Annotated in this window: 17 protein-coding genes; 13 read left to right on the forward strand and 4 right to left on the reverse strand. The window is 56.1% G+C overall.

The window, feature by feature from the left end:
- The first annotated feature begins 9 nt into the window (after window positions 1-9).
- The 7 genes from OKW35_RS14650 to OKW35_RS14680 all read left to right on the forward strand — a co-directional run bounded on the left by OKW35_RS14650 (window position 10) and on the right by OKW35_RS14680 (window position 7,360).
- A complete protein-coding gene (locus tag OKW35_RS14650; protein WP_429552409.1) occupies window positions 10-1,305 on the forward strand; it encodes an NtaA/DmoA family FMN-dependent monooxygenase in 1,296 nt (431 codons plus the stop codon).
- Window positions 1,306-1,341: 36 nt separating this feature from the next.
- On the forward strand, window positions 1,342-2,223 hold the full coding sequence (locus tag OKW35_RS14655; protein ID WP_429552410.1) for an amidohydrolase family protein: 882 nt from the start codon (window positions 1,342-1,344) through the stop codon (window positions 2,221-2,223).
- Window positions 2,224-2,266: 43 nt separating this feature from the next.
- Window positions 2,267-2,449: a hypothetical protein gene (locus OKW35_RS14660; protein WP_429552411.1), complete on the forward strand. Its 183-nt coding sequence runs from the start codon at window positions 2,267-2,269 to the stop codon at window positions 2,447-2,449.
- A 50-nt stretch (window positions 2,450-2,499) separates the two neighbouring features.
- Window positions 2,500-3,873: an MFS transporter gene (locus OKW35_RS14665; RefSeq protein WP_429552412.1), complete on the forward strand. Its 1,374-nt coding sequence runs from the start codon at window positions 2,500-2,502 to the stop codon at window positions 3,871-3,873.
- A gap of 332 nt (window positions 3,874-4,205) precedes the next feature.
- Window positions 4,206-4,880, forward strand: a complete 675-nt coding sequence (locus OKW35_RS14670; RefSeq protein WP_429552413.1) for an RraA family protein — start codon at window positions 4,206-4,208, stop codon at window positions 4,878-4,880.
- A gap of 102 nt (window positions 4,881-4,982) precedes the next feature.
- Window positions 4,983-5,783, forward strand: coding sequence for an SDR family NAD(P)-dependent oxidoreductase (locus OKW35_RS14675; RefSeq protein ID WP_429552414.1), 801 nt, complete (start codon window positions 4,983-4,985; stop codon window positions 5,781-5,783).
- 92 nt (window positions 5,784-5,875) lie between these two features.
- Window positions 5,876-7,360, forward strand: coding sequence for an FAD-binding oxidoreductase (locus tag OKW35_RS14680; RefSeq protein ID WP_429552415.1), 1,485 nt, complete (start codon window positions 5,876-5,878; stop codon window positions 7,358-7,360).
- Between the two features lie 593 nt (window positions 7,361-7,953).
- Here OKW35_RS14680 and OKW35_RS14685 read toward each other — a convergent pair.
- A complete protein-coding gene (locus tag OKW35_RS14685; protein WP_429552416.1) occupies window positions 7,954-8,985 on the reverse strand; it encodes an ABC transporter substrate-binding protein in 1,032 nt (343 codons plus the stop codon).
- A 219-nt stretch (window positions 8,986-9,204) separates the two neighbouring features.
- A complete protein-coding gene (locus OKW35_RS14690) occupies window positions 9,205-10,812 on the reverse strand; it encodes a GMC family oxidoreductase (protein ID WP_429552417.1) in 1,608 nt (535 codons plus the stop codon).
- Between the two features lie 761 nt (window positions 10,813-11,573).
- Here OKW35_RS14690 and OKW35_RS14695 point away from each other — a divergent pair.
- The 3 genes from OKW35_RS14695 to OKW35_RS14705 all read left to right on the forward strand — a co-directional run bounded on the left by OKW35_RS14695 (window position 11,574) and on the right by OKW35_RS14705 (window position 15,180).
- Window positions 11,574-12,650: an aldo/keto reductase gene (locus OKW35_RS14695; RefSeq protein ID WP_429552418.1), complete on the forward strand. Its 1,077-nt coding sequence runs from the start codon at window positions 11,574-11,576 to the stop codon at window positions 12,648-12,650.
- Window positions 12,651-12,815: 165 nt separating this feature from the next.
- Window positions 12,816-14,111: an alpha-hydroxy acid oxidase gene (locus OKW35_RS14700; RefSeq protein WP_429552419.1), complete on the forward strand. Its 1,296-nt coding sequence runs from the start codon at window positions 12,816-12,818 to the stop codon at window positions 14,109-14,111.
- Between the two features lie 274 nt (window positions 14,112-14,385).
- Window positions 14,386-15,180 carry an NAD-dependent epimerase/dehydratase family protein gene (locus OKW35_RS14705; protein WP_429552420.1) on the forward strand — a complete coding sequence of 265 codons (795 nt, stop codon included), beginning with the start codon at window positions 14,386-14,388 and terminating at the stop codon, window positions 15,178-15,180.
- A 185-nt stretch (window positions 15,181-15,365) separates the two neighbouring features.
- Here OKW35_RS14705 and OKW35_RS14710 read toward each other — a convergent pair whose 3' ends face one another.
- Complete coding sequence (locus tag OKW35_RS14710; RefSeq protein WP_429552421.1) at window positions 15,366-15,827, reverse strand: hypothetical protein; 462 nt, start codon at window positions 15,825-15,827, stop codon at window positions 15,366-15,368.
- Window positions 15,828-15,955: 128 nt separating this feature from the next.
- Here OKW35_RS14710 and OKW35_RS14715 point away from each other — a divergent pair, with 128 nt between their 5' ends.
- Genes OKW35_RS14715 through tnpC form a run of 3 tightly spaced genes read left to right on the forward strand, consistent with a single transcriptional unit; the run spans window position 15,956 to window position 18,510 of the window.
- Entirely contained in the window at window positions 15,956-16,567 is a 612-nt protein-coding gene (locus OKW35_RS14715; RefSeq protein ID WP_429551974.1) for a transposase, read from the forward strand.
- Entirely contained in the window at window positions 16,543-16,899 is a 357-nt protein-coding gene (gene tnpB, locus OKW35_RS14720; protein WP_090812353.1) for an IS66 family insertion sequence element accessory protein TnpB, read from the forward strand. Before OKW35_RS14715 ends, tnpB begins: the two co-directional genes overlap by 25 nt.
- A gap of 30 nt (window positions 16,900-16,929) precedes the next feature.
- On the forward strand, window positions 16,930-18,510 hold the full coding sequence (tnpC, locus tag OKW35_RS14725) for an IS66 family transposase (protein ID WP_429488555.1): 1,581 nt from the start codon (window positions 16,930-16,932) through the stop codon (window positions 18,508-18,510).
- Here tnpC and OKW35_RS14730 read toward each other — a convergent pair.
- Complete coding sequence (locus OKW35_RS14730; RefSeq protein WP_429552422.1) at window positions 18,465-19,274, reverse strand: MFS transporter; 810 nt, start codon at window positions 19,272-19,274, stop codon at window positions 18,465-18,467. The two genes, tnpC and OKW35_RS14730, sit on opposite strands and share 46 nt — an antisense overlap.
- Window positions 19,275-19,343: the final 69 nt, after the last annotated feature.

Consider the following 19,343-nt stretch of genomic DNA (forward strand, 5'->3'; position numbering starts at 1 on the left):
GGTGAAAATATGATGCACTTTTTAAGCTTTCTCACGCACAGCCCGATCAATCATGCGAATCTGAGTTGGGCGGACGAGCGGGACCAACGACTCGATGGGATGGCCGGTTTCAAGTACTGGCAGGATCTTGCGCGAACTCTCGAACGTGGCTGCTTCGACGGCGTATTTTTCGCCGACACGATGGGCGGGTTTGACCAGTACAAACAGCGCACGGACGAGGCAGTCAAATACGGTGTCTGGTGGCCGATTCATGACCCGGCGCCCGTCCTCGCAGCCATGGGCGCCGCTACGAGCAGGTTGGGACTGGGGTTCACGCTTTCGACATCGGCTATTCATCCGTATCAGGCGGTTCGAACGATCTCTACGCTCGATTACCTAACTGGCGGGCGCGTAGCATGGAACGTGGTGACCGGTGCCTCGCGTGGTGAATACCGCGCCCTCGGTGTCGAACAAGTCGAGCATGACGAACGTTACGATCGAGCCGACGAGTTTATGGATATGTGCAACGCGTTCTGGGCTGGCGTCGACCCGTCTGCGATCCTCATGGACAAACAGAATCTGGTACTTGCCGATCCCAGCAAAGTTCGCCGAGTTGAGCGTGCGGGGAAATACTATAAGACGAGCGCCGTGCCGCCGACGTTTCCGTCACCTCAGGGCCGACCGGTGATCTTTCAAGCTGGCAGCTCCGGCCGCGGCCAGGCATTTGCAATGAAGCATGCAGATGTGATCTTTGCGGTACAGCCACATAAGCAGGGCGCAAAGAAGCTAATCGACGATCTGTCAGTCGCAGCACGGGAGGCAGGAAGAAAAGACAGCAAGGTACTGTTTGGTGCTCAGGTCATTCTGGGCGGTACCGAAGAAGAAGCGATGAGAAACAGAAAAGAACTCGTCGAGCGCATTCCCCTTGATGCAGCGTTGAGCCGGGTTTCAGGGGTAATGGGCGTCGACTTCAGCACGCTAGACCTGGATAAGCCGCTTGAACAGATGGAAACGCAGGCGGCACGGGGATTGATGGCTGCAGCATTGGCGACTGGCAGCAGCAACAAGATCACCGTAAGAGAGGCCGCTGTGCTTTGGGGCGCATCAGCTGGAAATCCCCAGTTCGTCGGGACGCCTGAGCAGGTCGCCGACCAACTTGAGGCTTACTGGCGCGAGACGGGGTGCCACGGGTTTAATATCACGCCGACGATCACGCCTGCTGGGATCGACGACTTCGTAGACAACGTCATCCCGATCCTTCAGCAACGTGGCGTATTTCGCAAGGAATATGAAGGCAATACTTTCCGTGAGAACCTGCTTTCCTGACAAAAGCAGCCGTCGTCAGGCCTTGGAGCTCGAAAATTGTCGCTAGCAGACATCGCCCAGTGGCGCCCCGGTCCGATCGACCGGCCTCAAGCCACGCCGCCGTCAGGCACCACCGATTGCCACGCCCACATCTTCGGACCAGCGATCGAGTACCCGTACGCGCTCGAGCGGCGGTTCACGCCGCACGACGCATCGTGCGACGACTACCGCTCTGTTTGCAACACACTGGGCATTGGCCGCGCCGTGCTCGTCCAACCCAGCGTATATGGTTTCGACAATCGACGGCTGATCGATGCGTCAGTCAAGCTTCAAATGCCAACTCGACTGGTGGTCATGGTTCCTCCCGACGTCAGCGAGACTGAGCTAGACGAACTGGATGGAAAAGGTGCTCGTGGTGTACGAGTGATCGGTACACTTCCGATTGGGGCACCACTCTCCTCTCTCGCACAGCTGGCGGAAAAGCTTCATGATCGCAACTGGCATATCCAGTTGCTGCTCAACCCCGAACTCCTCGTTGGGATGGAGCAGATATTGCGCGAAATTCCGTGCAGATTCGTCATCGATCATATGGCTCACATTTCAGCCGACCTCGGTGTTGATCAGCCCGCGTTCCAGGCACTTCTGCGGCTTCTGGAGACCGGTCGGTTCTGGGTTAAGCTTTCTGCCCCATATCACCTTTCTAACCTTGGGCCCGTCTACCCCGATGTCATTCCGTTCGCACACCTGCTCGTGCACAGCCACATTGAGCGTCTTGTCTGGGGCAGTGATTGGCCCTGCGTGAATCACAAGAACGCATTTCCCGAGCCGGCCGATCTTATCGATTCCGCCCTCTCCTGGCTACCCGACGACAATCTGCGACAGCGCGTCCTCGTGCAGAACCCTGAGGTTCTCTACGGGTTCCACGCGCTAGCTGGCTGAAAAGTCGACAATCGGTAAATTTTGCTCAACCAAGGAGTCAACAATGGATACCGCAGACATAGAAGTCGTCCTCCTTGACGCAGTGACGCTTCCATCTCGAATCGACTTCGATATGGGCAGATCGATTGTCTACCATTCATTCGAAACTACGGATTCATCTGGCGTCGAGCAGCGCATCCGCAAGCAATCTGCGTTAGCGCTAACCAGCCGTTTGGTAGCAACATGAGGGTAACAAACTGGGCAATGATCTGACCAAGAAAAAATTTGGAGGATGACTTGACAACCTACAGTGCTGCTCGGCGCCCGGCCACTGGAACATCCAGTGTAGACGACGAAGGAACTGCGGCAGCTGCAATGCAGAAATCCTTCTGGCGACTGCTACCGGTGATCTTGCTGTGCTACATGACGATGAACATTGACCGTATCAATGTTAGTTTTGCTGCGCTCGAGATGAACCGGGAGCTTGGTTTCTCCCCCAACGTATTTGCGTTCGGTGCCGGGCTGTTTTTCATAGGCTACGCGGTTTGCGAGATACCTAGCAACATGATGCTGAGGCGAATCGGCGCACGCATCTGGATTTCCCGGATCATGGTTACCTGGGGTCTTTTGTCGGCCGCGTCGGCGGCTGTATCCAATCCCACGCAATTTTATCTCGCGCGCGTTTGCCTTGGCGTTGCGGAGGCGGGATTTGTCCCTGGCATGATTCTGTACTTCACGTATTGGTTCCCCGCCAAGATGCGAGCTCGCGTAGTCGCATGCATGGTCATCGGATCGCCCATTGGATCGATGATTGCTGCCCCGCTCTCCGCATGGCTTCTCGGCCTGAATGGGCTGGGCTTGTCAGGATGGCAGTGGATGTTCATTCTGGAAGCGGCGCCCGCCGTTCTTCTTGGTTTCATCGTTCTGCTACTGCTCCCCAGCAGTCCCTTGGCTGCCGGTTGGCTGTCTGACAACGAAAGGCGATGTTTGACCCAACTGCTCGAACAAGAGAGAGCGCTCCTCGGGACCGCTGTGAAACACACCTTTCTGGAAGGTATCCTAGATCCGAAGGTCATTATTTTTGTTCTCGCCAACCTGTTTTGGAGTTGTGGGTTATATGGCTCGCTTATCTGGTTGCCGCTGATCTTAAAATCCTTCGGCTTTTCCAATATCCAAGTTGGCTGGCTCGCTTCGGTCCCGCCTGCAGTTTCCATTCTTGCCATGCTCGCATGGTCATGGAATTCGGACAGGACAGGCGAGCGGGTCTGGCACCTCGTTGCCGGGGCGCTCATTGGCGGCGTCGCATTTTCTCTGAGCGCCTATTTCACGACGCGGCCCATGATCTCCTTGCTGGCGATTCTTGTCGCAACCATTGGACTTTACGGATGGGCGGCGGTCTTCTGGTCACTTCCTCAAACGTTTCTTTCCGGATCTGCCGCCGCGAGCGGTTTTGCGCTAATTTCTTCTGTTGGTAGCTTAGGTGGATTTTTCGGACCGAATCTTGTGGCAGGCCTTAAGGTGCTACTTGGAAGTTTCCAGTATTCGCTGTTCGCGCTCTCTTGCTGTCTGGTAGCCGCAGCATTGACGGTGACGTATTTCGGAATACGCTATCGAGATGAAATTCGCAAACTTCGCTTGACGCACTCCCAACGGCCGACGCCCGCTTCGTAAGCCATAAAACCGCCCCTCACACGCCTACGAGCGGCCGACAAAGCGCTGCCGTGCGGGGCCTGGTGTTTCGGCTCGAGCAAGCATCTATGGGACATCACGCGAAGTGGAGCGACGGTTCACCGACGACTGACTCCATCACCCTGGGTCGTGTCTCCCCTTGAAGCCATGCGCGATAGTCACTCGAGTTGCGAAACGCGGACACTACAGTACATCAATCTGTTTACCAGATAGCAGCCAGCAGAATTTTGCCGAGTCGGTAGTGACTGTTGACGCCCATAATATAGGGGAATGCCGATTCCAGTTTGCCAAGGTAACTTATCAAGGACGAGCTCATGTTAGGTTTTCGCATCTTATCCAGGACGCAAGCCGTTAGCCTCGATCTTGCGGCACAGTTCATCAAATTACCGGTGGCGAATGTTAGCGACTGCATGTCGAGAATGACGGCTGCGGGTCCTGCCGTTCGGCCAATGCATGACGGTTCAAAAATGGCGGGGCCCGCAATAACCGTCAAGACACGCCCTGGCGACAATCTGATGTTGCATAAGGCGATTGAGGTGGCCTCCCCGGGTGACGTGATCGTGGTCGATGCTGGCGGAGACTGTACGAACGCGCTGATAGGCGAAATCATGATCAGTTATTCAATGCGCCGAGGTATTGCCGGCATTGTGATCAATGGTGCGGTACGCGACTTACGCTTTATCAAATGGAATAACTTCCCGGTGTACGCAGCGGGTGTAACGCATCGCGGGCCGTATAAAGATGGACCGGGAGAGATCAATGTGCCCGTTTCAATCCATGGGATGGTTGTCGAACCCGGAGATCTTGTCCTTGGCGATGACGACGGGCTGCTTTGCGTTCCATTTAGCGAAGCTGAAGCCGTGCTCAAGGCCGCCAAAGACGTCAGTGCAAAGGAACGGATGATTATGTCTGCCATCGCAGACGGCACACACGACGGGGAATGGCTGAACCAGGCGCTTTCGCGTGCGGGATACGTGTCGGACACTTAAGGGCATATGCGTTCTTGATACCTAGTCCGACGTAGTGCTGGACTGACCGAAAACAAGAGCGTCGCCACTCAATTCAATTGTGCTTGTAAGGGAGATGAGACCGTGAACAACAAATTTACACTTGCGGGGAAGGCCATTCTGGTGACTGGCGGTGGGAGCGGTATTGGCGCAGGAGTTGCGTTGGAGACGGCCCGCGCGGGCGCCAACGTCATGATCACGGGCCGCAACGCGAGCCGGTTATCGGAAACCGTCGCGAACGCTGAGCGTGAAGGACTAGCTATCTTCGCGACCGCTGGCGATATCACAAGTCGTGACGACATCGAGCGTGTAATTGATTCCACGATCGAAAAGTTCGGCGCTCTTCATGGATTGGTCAATAATGCAGGAGGTGCTTCCCAGGAGCAAGCCGCCCCACTGCTTGAAATGAGCGAAAGCCTCTGGGACGAAGTCATTGACCTAAACCTAAAAGCAACATTCGTTTGCGCCCAAGCGGCTGCCCGCAAAATGAAAGAAGGCGGCTCGATTATCAACATCTCCTCATGGTTGACCGCGACACCCTGCCCGCTCATGGGTCATTACACCGCTGCGAAAGCCGGAGTCAACAGTCTCACCGCGAGTATGGCCATAGAATGGGGGTTTCTCGGCATTCGCGTAAATGCGATCTCGCCGGGCGTGATTGATACACCCGAAAAGCGCAATAGCCGCTCCGACGATTGGCGGAGCCGCCAAGCAGCAAATTCTCCTTTATGTCGACTTGGCACGCCCGACGACATTGGCGCCGCATGCGTATTCCTCGCAAGCGACGCCGCGTCTTGGATCACCGGGACAGTCATGCCTGTCACGGGCTCCAACTACATCCCGTTCGGACAAACCGAGTACTTCGCAGCGCATCCTAAGAAATAGTTATTTCGGCATCAAGGGTTGGTAGAAGAAAAATCAGACCACTGGCCCTTCCGAGCGTCTCTGACGCGGACCAATGAACTGATGGAGACGCCATGTTGAAGGCCGATAGCACTGTTACCGCAAATATGAACGAAGACTCTTTCTCCTCATTGCCGGACTCTGAAAAAGACGCGTGGCTTCGTGAGCGTATCCTGGAAATCGTCGGCCCCTTGGGCATGATCACAGAGGAACAGGACGTGGCGCCCTACGTGCAGGACGCTCGAGGTCGATACCGCGGCGAAACAAGTCTGGTCGTTCGACCGTCGTCTACACAGCAAGTCGCAGACGTTGTAAAGCTCTGCGCGCAGACCGGCACGCCCGTTATTCCACAAGGAGGCAACACGGGACTCGTTGGTGGCGGAATTCCCCTGTGCGGCAAGCAAAACGTATTGCTAAGCCTGCAGCGCATGGACCGCGTGCTCGATATTGATCCAGTGGGCCACACAATCACCGTCGAGGCGGGGTGCATTCTCGCGAATGTACAGGAGGCCGCGCGCACTGTCGGACGCTTGTTTCCGTTGAGTCTCGCGTCGGAGGGCAGTTGCCGGATTGGCGGGAATCTCTCCACAAATGCCGGCGGCATCGCGGTCCTCCACTACGGCAATACAAGGGATCTTGCACTCGGGCTTGAGGTTGTTCTCCCCGATGGGCGCGTTTGGAACGGTCTACGTGGTCTTCGAAAAGACAACAGCGGCTACGACTTGAAACAGCTTTTCATCGGCGGTGAAGGCACGCTTGGTATCATCACTGCGGCAACATTAAAGGTTTTTCCGCTGCCTGTGCAAATCGAAACTGCCTTTCTCGGCGTACGCGATATTGATCACGTCATGCAGCTGTACTCTCAAGCGCGCAGTGCGTCAGGCGACAGGCTTACTGCTTTTGAACTCATCCCCCGTGCCGGAATGGAGTTCGGGCTTAAACACGTCCCGGGGATCACCGATCCGTTCGATCGCACTTATCCTTTTTACGTGTTGATGGATATCTCGTCCAGTGAGGCGGGGAACAATCTTCGAACGTTAAGCGAGCAAGTTCTGACCGCAATCCTCGAAGAGAATCTAGCGGAAGACGTCGTGTTGGCCGAGAGCATTGCTCAAGCAAAGAACCTTTGGGCCATTCGCGAAGGCGTGGTTGAAGGCCACAAGTTTGAAGGAGCTGTAGTGACACACGACGTATCGGTCCCCATTGCGCGCATCGCCGAATTCGTGCGGACCGCCACCGCTGCAGCTGAGGCGATGCATCCGGGAATTCGCGTAATCGCATTCGGCCACGTTGGCGACGGCAACATTCATTTCAATTTTCATCAGCCAGTTGGGGAAGATCCCGGCACGTTCATCGCACGCGCACCGGAGTTCAACGAAACCGTTTATGACATTGCCGTTGGCCTCGGTGGATCGATAAGCGCTGAACATGGGATCGGTTATGTCAAGAAGTCTCATCTTAAAAAGTATCGCACCGACATTGAAATCGAACTCATGAGACGGATCAAGCGCGCGATCGACGAAAAGAACATCATGAACCCCGGCAAGATATTTGACTGACATTCTGGCAGCGAACTTCCTTATCGTATTGCGTCTTTTTTGCCAAGGTCGCCAGCTCGCTGCCATTCGATGCCTGGTGTCCCCTTCGATCAAAGAACAGCACGCCGTCGCGTCTGCAAATCCTGATTTCTCATGCGGGCGGGCGCGTGCCGCCACCCGGAAAATTTGCAACCGCATATGGTTCTCGAACGCATAGAGTCGCAACCTCTGTCAAACGCGTAGGGTTTGCAACACGCCCCATCGCGGCGACATTCACCTTCGGATCGGCGGGTAGTGCCCAGCGATGACGAATTGGCTCGTAAGGGATGCGGGCTTGCGCGGATACCGGATTCAATCTGGGGAAGAGCGATAGGCGACTTCTCTCTCTCTTGTGAGACCATCGCCTGTCCGCCCACACATCGTCCATTCCGGCGCGCGCTGTGTACGTGTCGCAGCGCGAGGACGGAAGACAGGCCGCCAAAAGCTAAGCAGAACATCTGCTGTTCCGTTTTGCTAATGGCGAGCCATGCAACTCCTACCGGAAAGGAGTTTCAAAGGATGGGAGTTCACGCCGAACTCTATTTCAATCGGCGCACGAACGTTTACCCAAAGAGTCATTTCTTATAGATCGTTTTTGCTGCTTCGATCGCCGAACCTATCACGGCGGGGTCAGGACTTTGCTCTCCAAGATTCTTTACTTCGATAAAATGCCGCACTGACGGGTCCACTTTCTCAACAACGCCATTCACCACGGGCGACATTCCTTCGGCTGCACACGCCAATTGAGATTTGGTATCTAGAAGGTGATTTATGAACAGCCTCGCCGCGTTCGGGTGGGGCGCATTCTTTAAAACGGCTGCCTTTGCATAGTAAAATGGTGCGCCTTCTTGCGGCACTACCCAGCGTACTGGCAACCCCTTCGCCGCAAATGCATCTGCTGCGTCCTGGTTAATGTAAATCAAACGTTCACCAGTCGCGACACTACGCTGTACGACGCCTAGGTCACGCGCCATCAAGGGATTGTTATTCGCAATACCTTGATGAAACGTATCACCAAAAGCCTTTCGCGTGACATCAAACCAGATGTTACCGTTACTCATTACATCCAGCTGATCGGACACCAGCTTTCCCTTCCATTTTGGATCTGTAAGATTTTTCCAGCTTTTAACGTCTTCGTCTTTTACTAACCTACCATTGACCAGCACACCCACGTAGTTTGCAAATACCGGGACGGCATACTGCTCGGCACTCACGCCCTGTCGCAAATTGGCAAGGTTCGGTAGCTTACCCAGGGGCTCGAGAGCCCCCGCCTTACTCTGAATAAAGATAGGTGGAGGTCCGTTCCATTCAACATCGGCAACAAACCGGCTGGTTGACTGTTCGACGCGGATACGCTCGAGCAACTCTCCACCACGTGCTTTAAGCGACTGGACATCGATACCGTATTTATTTCTGAAATCGTTGATGATGGCGTCGACGCACTTATTTGCGACCGCCCCTGTGTAGAACACGACGGTTTTCTCATTCTTAGCCGCCGTAACTACGTCCGTCCAGCTTTTTTCCTGTGCACTCGCTTGATAGCTTAAGGGGGAAAGGATCGATGCTGAAAGGATGATCGCGGCCGTATCTCTCCTGACGATTTTCACTGTTCGGTCTCCTCGAACGATTTGACTATAGGGTATCTTACAAGTGCGGAATACGTGAACGGGTAGGCATATAGTGATCCGTTACGCCGCATGCACAACAACATCGCAATCCTCTACACAGTCGTCTATGACCGAATCTATCCATAGAGATTTCCGCATTTGTCATCTACAAGTCCTTGACCTTATGTGCGTGATCTGTGCTCTACGGATTCGTCGTTATCAAGTCCTCCGTGCAGACGTTGTAATGAGATCTGCCGCCCGGTCACCGATCATGATCGCCGTTGCATTGATGTTTCCGCTGATCTGGGTTGGGAAAACCGAGGCGTCCGCTACCCAGAGTGCTTCACAACCCCTCACTGCAAGGGACGGAGTGACCACTGCTTCTGCATCGATCCCCATGCGGCAGGTTCCTGCGGGGTGGAAGAACGGGTGGCTCTCCCGGCGCACAAATTCTGCGTCCGCGTCATATCCACGCGGTTCCGGAATATTCAGGGTGCGCACAATATTCGAAGCGAGTGGTTGGGTGCCCAAGATCCGCCTAACCCAGTTCATCCCCGCGACGAGTCGACGAATATCGGACTCTGCGCCCAAAAGGTTTGGATGAATCGCCAACGGGGTTCCTGCATTAGCGGAACGAAGTTCGAGGTGCCCGCGACTTTCCGGATAGCTCAGGTTAAGAGCCATTGTGATCAGATTCCTGTTTTCCAGTTTCAGACTCTTTGTAGAGCCTCCCTTTGGGAAGGTCCGGGCGTAGCAGTTGAATTGCAGCTGCAAATCAGGCCGCGTCAAATCTTCCTGTGACCTGAAGAACGCGAGCGCCTGGGACGACGGAACGCTCACCGGACCGTTACCGTGTAACACCCATCGCATGAGGTGAAACGGCGCGCGCCACGCTTGCGCTTCCCGGTTCATCGTCGGCACCGTAACCTCGATCGGAAAGTGCATGCCCGGATGCTCCATCAAATTACGACCGACCGCTTTCCGGGCAACGACAACCGGAATTCCACATCTCTGAAGATCGTCTTCGGGCCCGATTCCCGAACGCATCAGGATGTGCGGGGAACCCAAGGCACCAGCACATAAAACAACCCCGCGGCGCGCTCGTACCCGAATGTCTTGCTCACGTCTGCGGCCGGCTACCCCGGTTGCCTTCCGACCATCAAACTCCACGCGTTGGACCTGAACAGCGTCCAACACCGTCAGATTGGTTCGTTTCAGATTGGGTTCAATATAGGCAGCGTAGGCACTTTGCCGCCGGCCGGCCCGGATACTACCCTGCACATAGCCCACACCGGCGGGCTCTCGGCCGTTGAGGTCATCTGAAAACGGGATTCCAGCTGCTTGTGCGGTTGCAATGAACTTCGGGGTGAGCGGGTGGACGTATCGCAACCTGGAGACTGTCTGCGGGCCGGCAAGCCCACGAAATTCGTTTTCCTCTACGACGCTATCCTCCATCCGACGAAAGTACGGAAGCACATCTGACCATTTCCATCCCGACGCCCCCCGTTCGGCCCACAGATCGTAGTCTTCAGGAAAGCCGCGAACGAAGATCATTCCGTTGATCGCCGACGAACCGCCCAGAGTCTTGCCGCGGGGCCACAACTCACGTACGCCCTCGCGACTCGGGTCGGGTTCTGATTCGAAATTCCAATCAAATGACCGGTTTCCAATGGTCTTAAGCACCGCAGCGGGCAGCTTGCTGATATCGATGTACTTTCGCTCACCAGCGTCAAGCAGAGCGACCGTCACACCGCGGTCCTCGCTGAGCCTTGAAGCCACGGCCGAGCCGGCGCTTCCTGCTCCGACCACCACGTAATCGAATTCCATGTTGTCATATCCTCGATGCGCTGGCACCCTCGGAACGGGTGCTTCCCTATGGGGTTCGACGGTAAGGCGCAAGCGCGCGGTGGATGCGGACTCTAACCGTCACGCGAGCTAGCTCCCCCGAACTTGCATTACGTGGCCTAAGCTCACACCTTGAAGAATTAAAAGTTGACGCATTACTCGCGCATAACCATGTCGGCCGGCAACCACACCGCCGGATTATTCGTCGCCGCACGCACGAATCGACACGGCGAAGTCAGACCATGCGGAACGCGGATTAACACGTCGGTTCGAATCGATCGACCTACCCGCGATCGATACGCGGCATAGGAATGTGAACACCAGAACGGGCGGGAATGCGCGCGAGAATTCCATCGTCTCACTCAACCTTGTCTTGCCACGACACCGTGGGCGCCATTAGCCGAATACGAGCTCGCCTCCATCTATCTCCTCATTCCATGTTGCATTTTGCGGTAGTTGATTCCGAGCAACATAGGGAGCAAGCTTACTAGATGAATTGCTGATAGAAATCCGCCATCTTTCGATAGTTCACATCGACAAAACCGATACGTGGTGCGGATGGTTAATGAAATCCGGGGGTTTTCCCTGGTTTTTGCGGCATTCGTCCTGATTAATATCGCCAACCCTGCCCAGTCAGCTACGATCGAGTCCCGGCAAGTCAGGGAAAGTCCTAAGCAATTGAGCTTTCGTAGACAACACAATGCGATTTACCGGAATGACATGTGACAGTCGACAGGATTAGGATGCTCCATAGCGGCTATGGTTTCCATTTTCGTCCAACCGGATGTTTTTCTACAGGCCTTCATCTTACTATGCAATCCTATTTTAATTTAGGGGCCAGTGGCCTCAAGGTTTCGCGACTCTGGCTCGGCACTATGATGTTCGGCGACCAGACCGGCGAAGCGGAGGCGACGGACATCGTCGCAATGACGCGAGATGCCGGCATTAATGCAATCGACACTGCGGATAACTATGCCAATGGAGAATCAGAACGGTACGTCGGAAGACTAATCGCTCCCGACAGGGACCGATGGGTTCTCGCCACAAAGTTGGCAAATCCAGGAAGCCCTTCGCCGAATGACCGTGGGCTTTCCCGACGCTGGATATTGAAGGCCATAGACGCAAGTTTGGGGCGACTACGGAGCGATTGGATTGATGTCTGCTACATGCACAGAGACGACGAGGAAACGCCCCTTGAGGAGACGTTGTCGACCTTCGCCCGGCTCATCGAACTAGGAAAGATCAGATACTACGGAATATCAAACTTCAGAGCATGGCGGGTGGCGCGTATTGTCGAGACTGCACGGCGTATGGGACTTCCTCTGCCTATCGTCTGCCAGCCTGCGTACAACGCGGTTACGCGTGGCCCCGAAGCCGAACTGCTTCCTTGTTGCGCCAGTTATGGCGTTGGCGTGGTTACCTATAGCCCGCTCGCGCGAGGGGTGCTGACAGGTAAGTACGATCCGAATGTCAGCCCCAGCCCAGAATCGCGAGCCGGAAGAGGGAACAAGCGAATTTTCGAAACGGATTTCCGTCCGGAATCTCTAGCCGTAGCCGACGCGATAAAACGGCGGGCGCTGGAGCGGGAACTAAGCGCAACGCAGTTTGCCATCGCCTGGGTATTAAATAATAAGCTCGTGAATGGCGTTGTCGGCGGCCCGCGAACAACCGCACAATGGCAGGAATATCTATCAGCGATGCACACACGCATCGACGCGGACGATGAATCCTTCATCGATGCTCTAGTACCGTCAGGGTATGCCGCGGCATACGGTTATAACGATCCGTTGTTCCCCTTATCCGGACGGGTTCAACGGTGAATGCCACACCTCGCCTGGCGCACCGCGTCACACGACGCATACCGCCCACATCCATCCATCTTCTGACGCGATAGAAACTATCAGTATTTTGCCAATTCAAATATCAACGCAAACCAGATACCTTGTTGTCAGTAGTTGGCTCTGCGCCTGAAAGAGGACGACCCCTTGCGTACATCTCAAGCAAACAGTATCAGCGATCTGAAAAAAATCGCCCGTGACTATCTTCCCCGTATTGCATTTGATTTCATAGAGGGAGGGGTGGAGGACGAAATATGTCTGCGTCGCAACCACGATGCTTTCGACCGATATCAACTGCTTCCGCAGTGCCTGATAGATGTATCGCAGCGCGATCAATCGACTGACATTTTCGGACGCACATATAGCTGCCCGTTCGGAATCGCCCCTACAGGAGGGGCCGGAATGTGGCGTAAGGGCGCCGACCTGATGCTCGCGCAGGCGGCTGCGAAAGCAAACGTTCCGTTCATTCTTTCGTGCGCGAGTATCAGCTCTGTGGAGTCAATTGTCGACATTGCGGGAAAGAACGTCTGGTTCCAGAGCTACGCAACCCACGACACCAACATCAGCGAAGCATTGATCCGGCGAGCTCAAATGAGCGAGGTTGAAACGCTTGTAGTGACTGTAGACGTACCGGTCACCGGTAAGCGTGAAAGAAATCTCCGCAACGGCTTTAGCCGGCCTTTAAAGCTACGGCCATCGATAGTACTAGACGGGATTCTTCACCCTCGTTGGCTTGCGCGATACCTCGCAGCGGGGGCGACGATGCCAAATATGGAAAACTGGACCTCGTTCGTTCCACCGAACGCTACTGCCGACGAAATTCTCGCTTTTTATGGCTCACAGACACCATCTGCAACCCAAACATGGGCCAAGATTGCCCAGATCCGGGCTCGGTGGAACGGGCGGCTCGTGTTGAAAGGCATCCTCAATCCGATGGACGCCGTAAAGGCTTTCGAGGTGGGTGCCGATGGGATCATTGTGTCCAATCACGGCGGCCGCCAACTCGACCTCGCTCCCTCTCCTGTCGATGTACTTCCGCTTATCCGAGCAATGCTTGGTAACGAAAAGACCGTTATGCTTGATAGCGGGATACAACGCGGCACAAACATTCTAAAGGCGCTTGCACTTGGAGCCGACTTCACTTTTGTCGGCAGAGCTACGCTCTATGGCGTGATCGCGGGCGGGCGGGAAGGCGCCGCACGGGCCTTAGATATTTTAAAGCGAGAGGTTGACATTAATATGGGTCTGTTAGGGCGCACGTCGACGCTTGACGTCGGGCAGGATATCCTCATGCGGAGGAATGATTACGCGCCAGACCCGGCGACCGCTATCACTGCAAACATGCCGTCCGGAGATCGACCGGCCGAATCGCGAACCGCCAAGGAATTCGACAGCGCGGCCCTGCGCAGCCTCGGCATTTCTAACGGCGCAATCAGCACTTAAATCGCAGATCCGTTTGGAGCACGCGACGCATCAACCGTTGTACGGCGATGCGACTTACCGACAGTTCAGGAAGCCGCCTTCCTTTTCTGGAGCAAGCAGATCCGGAGGCTTCGGAAGCTTTCATTTGACAGCGCGGAGTCGATGCCGGTGGTCGCGGTCGGACAACGTGGACCCGGTCTAGAAACAATTTTTTGATTTTCCTGAGCGCAGCGAGGCAGCAACCCTTAGTTCGTTCGGCTGCCGGGATCAAGTCAAACGACTAACAGGAGGAAATGTGAGCGAGAAACAGCTTAAGGCGCTTGTCACTGGCGCATCTGGGAAACTTGGCCGGGAACTGGTAGCGGCGTTGGCAAAACATGGCTGGGCGCTACGGCTCACCGACATCCGGCAATTTCCTGACGCGTTGCCAAACGACGCATTATTTCGGCAGGTAGCATTGGAAGATGGTGCCGCGATCATGGAGATGGCCGATGGAGCTGACATCATCGTGCACTTTGGTGGCCAAGCGTCGAACCGTCCATTCCCGGAGATTATTGGACCGAACATCCAGGGTGTATTCAACATTTTCGAGGCCGCACGGAAGAATGGGTGTCGTGTTATCTATGCCTCATCTAGTCACTGTTTCGGGTTTTACCGCCAAGACGAAAAGATCAACTACGACGCCCCTTACAGGCCGGATTCACACTACGGGCTGTCAAAAGCTTACGGGGAACTCATGGCAAGACTGTACTGGGACAAATTTGGTGTCGAAACGGTCGTAGTGAGGGTGGGATCCGCAGAACCTTCCGAACCGCTCGATGAGCGAATGCTTGCAACATGGCTTTCGAGAAAGGACCTACACGACCTGGTTATTCGTGCGGGTGAAGCGAGCGACGTCGGATGGGCAGTCGTTTGGGCGACTTCGTCGAATAAACTCTCCTTTTGGGGGAAGGATATGCGCGATGCTGTTCAATGGACACCGACTGACAGCGCTGACAATTATATCGACCAATTGACCGGTGTCAAACCGTCCAACGAAAAGGAAGGCACATATCAAGGAGCAGGCTTTTGCGCTGACCCGAATGGATAGACGTGGCACGATAGTCGGATTCGAAGCGCCGGGCAGCGCCAAACTCGAGGATGGCGCTGCCGAATTTCTCGATGATTTAACTCGGAAATCCGCCTCCCTCATCCCTGCGGCGGGCCAGCGAACGTGCCGCTTCTTCTACGCGTCAGGGAAGCCGCGAATTCTGCGCAACGACGTTTTTCGTGTGTCTAGCCCGTTCTGCGGCCAAAGTCGCTTCTCATGGCTAGACGAAATGCCACCTGCGCGAAAGCGCTCGTGACCGTCACGATAATGCCGGCAGAAAGCGCAGGATCCGCGAAGGTGCCAACCAGCCATATACATGCCGCACCAACCGCCATCTGAATGAAACCTGCTAGTCCGGCAGCTGACCCAGTTATCGACGTGTCCACACTGATTGCCCGAGTCAGCGCGATCGGACTCGCCATTCCTGCGCCCAGCGCGTACAGAAACTCCAAACCAGCGACTGATGCGACATTTTCTTTTCCCAGAAACGCGACAAGAAGAAATGAGGTGGCGGACGTCAGTGCCAAAGAGTTTGCGGCAAATAATAGGCGCCCCACCGCCCAGAACCCTGCAAGTCGACTTGTTATGGCGCTGCCAAGGGAAATACCGAGCGCGAGGAAACCCAGCAGCAATCCGACGTCGTGCATGCTCCTGTGCAACCTGTCGAAAATGAAGGGCGCGGTAGAAATAAACGTAAGCGATCCATTTTCGGCGTCTAGCCGCTGGGGACAGGAGCGAGGAGCATAGGTGTCCACCTATTCGGAGGTGGACACCTATGGCTGACAAAGATCCAGAGTTAAGAGTAGTTCGACGCAGCAGCGACGGTCGCCGTCGTTACGACGATAAAGGCAAGCGTGCGCTCGTTGAGGAAGCGCTGCGTTCTGGTGTGTCGGTTGCCCGCCTGGCGCAGGAGCACGGGATCAACGCCAACCTGCTACGCAAGTGGATCACGAAGTACCTGCTGGAGCGCGAGAAAGGCATCTCGCCGGCATCGCAGGATGATGCTACCGGCGAACAGGAACGTCCGCATGCCCCGGAGGAAATCGTACTGGAGGGCACGCTCGCGGTGATTGATGGCGCGCCCATTGACATCCCAGGTTCGCGCAAACGCTCCCCACCTGTCGCCTCGCCCACGGCATTCGTGCCTGTCGTTGCAGCACCACCAGCACGGCCAACCGCACCGCCGTCGCCGTCGCCGTCGCCGTCGCCGTCGCCGTCGCCGTCGCCGTCACCGTCACCGTCACCATCGCCATCGCTGACGCTCGCACTGCATGTGCGACTGTCCAACGGCGTCGAGTTTGATCTCGGCGAGGCGAGCATCGACGAACTGACCACCGTGGTCCAGATGCTGGGGAGGATGCCGTGTTCCGGTTCGACGAAGGCCTGAAGGTCTACCTGCATCGGGAACCCGTCGACTTCCGGTATGGCATGAACAGCCTGTCGATTCTCGTGGAGCAGGCCATGCATTTGAACCCGATGGATTCCTCGCTCTATGTGTTTACCAACCGGAGATGCGATCGCATCAAGATCCTGGGCTGGCAAGGCAACGGTTTCTGGCTCATGCTCAAGAGACTCGAGGCAAACGATCGCTTCGTGTGGCCTGACAGCGCGAACCGGGTCGCGACACTGAGCGTCGAGCAGCTGCACTGGCTTATCGAGGGCATCGACATTGCCGCAGTCCAGCGACATCCCAGTCGAGATTACGCACGCGTGAGCTGAACACGTCACCGGCTTGCCGGTCTAAGCGGTATGCCGATCAACGTGATCATCGACGCCGACGAACTCAAGGCACTGCTCGCGATGCGAGAGGCCTATGGTTCGCTTCAGCGCGATCATGAGGAGGTTCGCAGCGCACTGCGCCTCGTGACAGCTGAGCGCGATCTCGCCGAGGAACGACTGCGCGCTTACCGTCGCGAACTGTTTGGCGCGAAAAGCGAAGCGCGCGCCTCGGACCAGTTCGGCCTGTTCAACGAAGCCGAAGCGCTCGGCGCGAACGCCACTCCCGCGCAGGAAGATACCCCCGGAACCGAGGTCGCGGCCCACAAGCGCAAGAAGCGCGGCCACCGCAAGCCTCTCGATCCCAATCTGCCGCGTGATGTCGTGCGACACGAACTCCCTGAGGCAGAGCGCTTCTGCGATCACGACGGACACGCGCTCGTCGAGATCGGCGTCGAGATCAGTGAGCAGCTCAATGTCATTCCCGAGCAGTTGCGAGTCACCCAGCATCAGCGTATCAAGTACGCCTGCCCATGTTGCGATCTCGGCATCAAGGTTACGCCGGCACCGCCCCGTATCATCCCGCGTGGGCTGCTGAGTGAATCGGCGCTCGCGTGGATCGCCACCGGCAAGTACCAGTTCGGCATGCCGCTCTATCGCCTGGCCGGTCTGCTGCGTCGCTTCGGCGGCGACATCTCGTCGAACACGATTGCCGCGAGCATGGTCCGCGTCGGTCTTGCGACGCAACCCGTCATCAACCTGATGCGCGATGCGCTGCTCGATGCCGAACTGATCTACGGCGACGAGACGACGTTCCAGGTCCTGAAGGAGCAAGGGCGAAAGCCGCAAACGAAAAGCTATCTGTGGGCGCAGATGACCGGTTCGGGCATCCCCATCCGTTGCTTCACCTATACGCCTGGTCGTGGCGCCAGGCTGGCTGACAGGCTGTTTGCCGGTGTCCGTAAAGGTGCCGCCCTGATGACCGATGGATACGAACCCTACAACGGCATCGCTGAACAGTACCAGCTCGTGCACCTCGGATGCTGGACGCACGCAAGACGGTACTTTGTGAAGGCGGAAGACAATGTCCCCAAAGCAGCGCGCCCGCCCGATCTGCTCGCGACACGCTTCATCAGCCTGATCGGAAAACTGTTCGCGGCCGAAGCGCGAAGCCAGACGTGGACGGCTGGGCGACGACAGCGATTGCGGCGACGATACAGCGCGTGCGTACTCGATGTTATCGAAAAGCTGATGCTTGAGCACTCGCCTGGCGTCGTCCCCAACAGTCTGCTCGGCAAGGCGCTGACCTATCTGCACGGGCAGTGGCCGAAGCTGATCCGTTACGTTGAAGACGGCAACTGGCCCATATCGAACAACCCTTGCGAAAATTCCATTCGCCCGTTCTGCCTGGGACGCCGCGGCTGGTTGTTTGCTGACACCGTCGATGGCGCAAACGCGAGCGCCAATCTCTACTCACTGGTCGAAACCTGCAAGGCGAACAGCATTGATCCGTATCGCTATCTCACCTGGCTGTTACAGCGTCTCCCGCTGGCACAGACCGTCGACGACTACGACGCGCTCTTGCCCTGGAAGATGCCCATCGATCTCCGCTGACTGAGCCCTGTACCACATCTCATGAGAACCGCGCCCTTACTCTGAGGGGTGTCGTCAATGGATCGCGTACAAATAAACGCATATGTGGAGCTGGTCGCACATCCCCCGCCAACTGCATATCCGAGGAAAGCCGGCGATCGCAGCAAGCGAGCGTAGTCTCTCTTCAGAACGCCGCGATTCATGACATAGGTGGGCCTCGCAGTTTCCGGCAAGAGGAATCTCACCAAAACAATATTGACGAAGCCTAAAATTCCCAGTCCAACGAAAATCATTCGCCACCCGAGCGTCGTTGCAAGCAACCCGCCCAAAGAAGGAGCGAGGCCTGGCCCGGCCACGGCGATAAGGTTGAGCAGGGCGAGCCTGCGAACGGCGATATCGCCTGCAGCTGTGTCGCGCACGATCACCCGCCCCAGCACCATGCCCGCGCATCCTCCTAGCGCCTGGACCAATCGTGTGGCGATAAGCACCTCAGATCGAGTTGATAACGCAGCCGCGATTCCGGCCGCAGCATACATAGTCAATCCGATGATAAGCATCGGGCGTCGTCCAAATGAATCCGACAACGGTCCATAGATCAGTTGCCCAACAGCGAGGCCAAAAACGTAAAGACTAATCGTGAGCTGCATTGCGCCCATACTCGCGCCCAGCTCGCGCCCCGCCTCCGATAACGCCGGCACAAACATGTGCATTGCCATCGTTCCGCTCAGAACAAGCATCACGAGCAACCACAGCGGCGGCGACCTGTCTTTCACTAAAAGAGCCAAAGGGATTGCCTTCAGGATAGGTTTCAGAGTGCAGTTCTGCAGACGGACCGGATCGTACTACGCCCCGTT

The sequence above is a fragment of the Paraburkholderia sp. MM5477-R1 genome (assembly GCF_050436385.1).
GTDB lineage: Bacteria > Pseudomonadota > Gammaproteobacteria > Burkholderiales > Burkholderiaceae > Paraburkholderia > Paraburkholderia tuberum.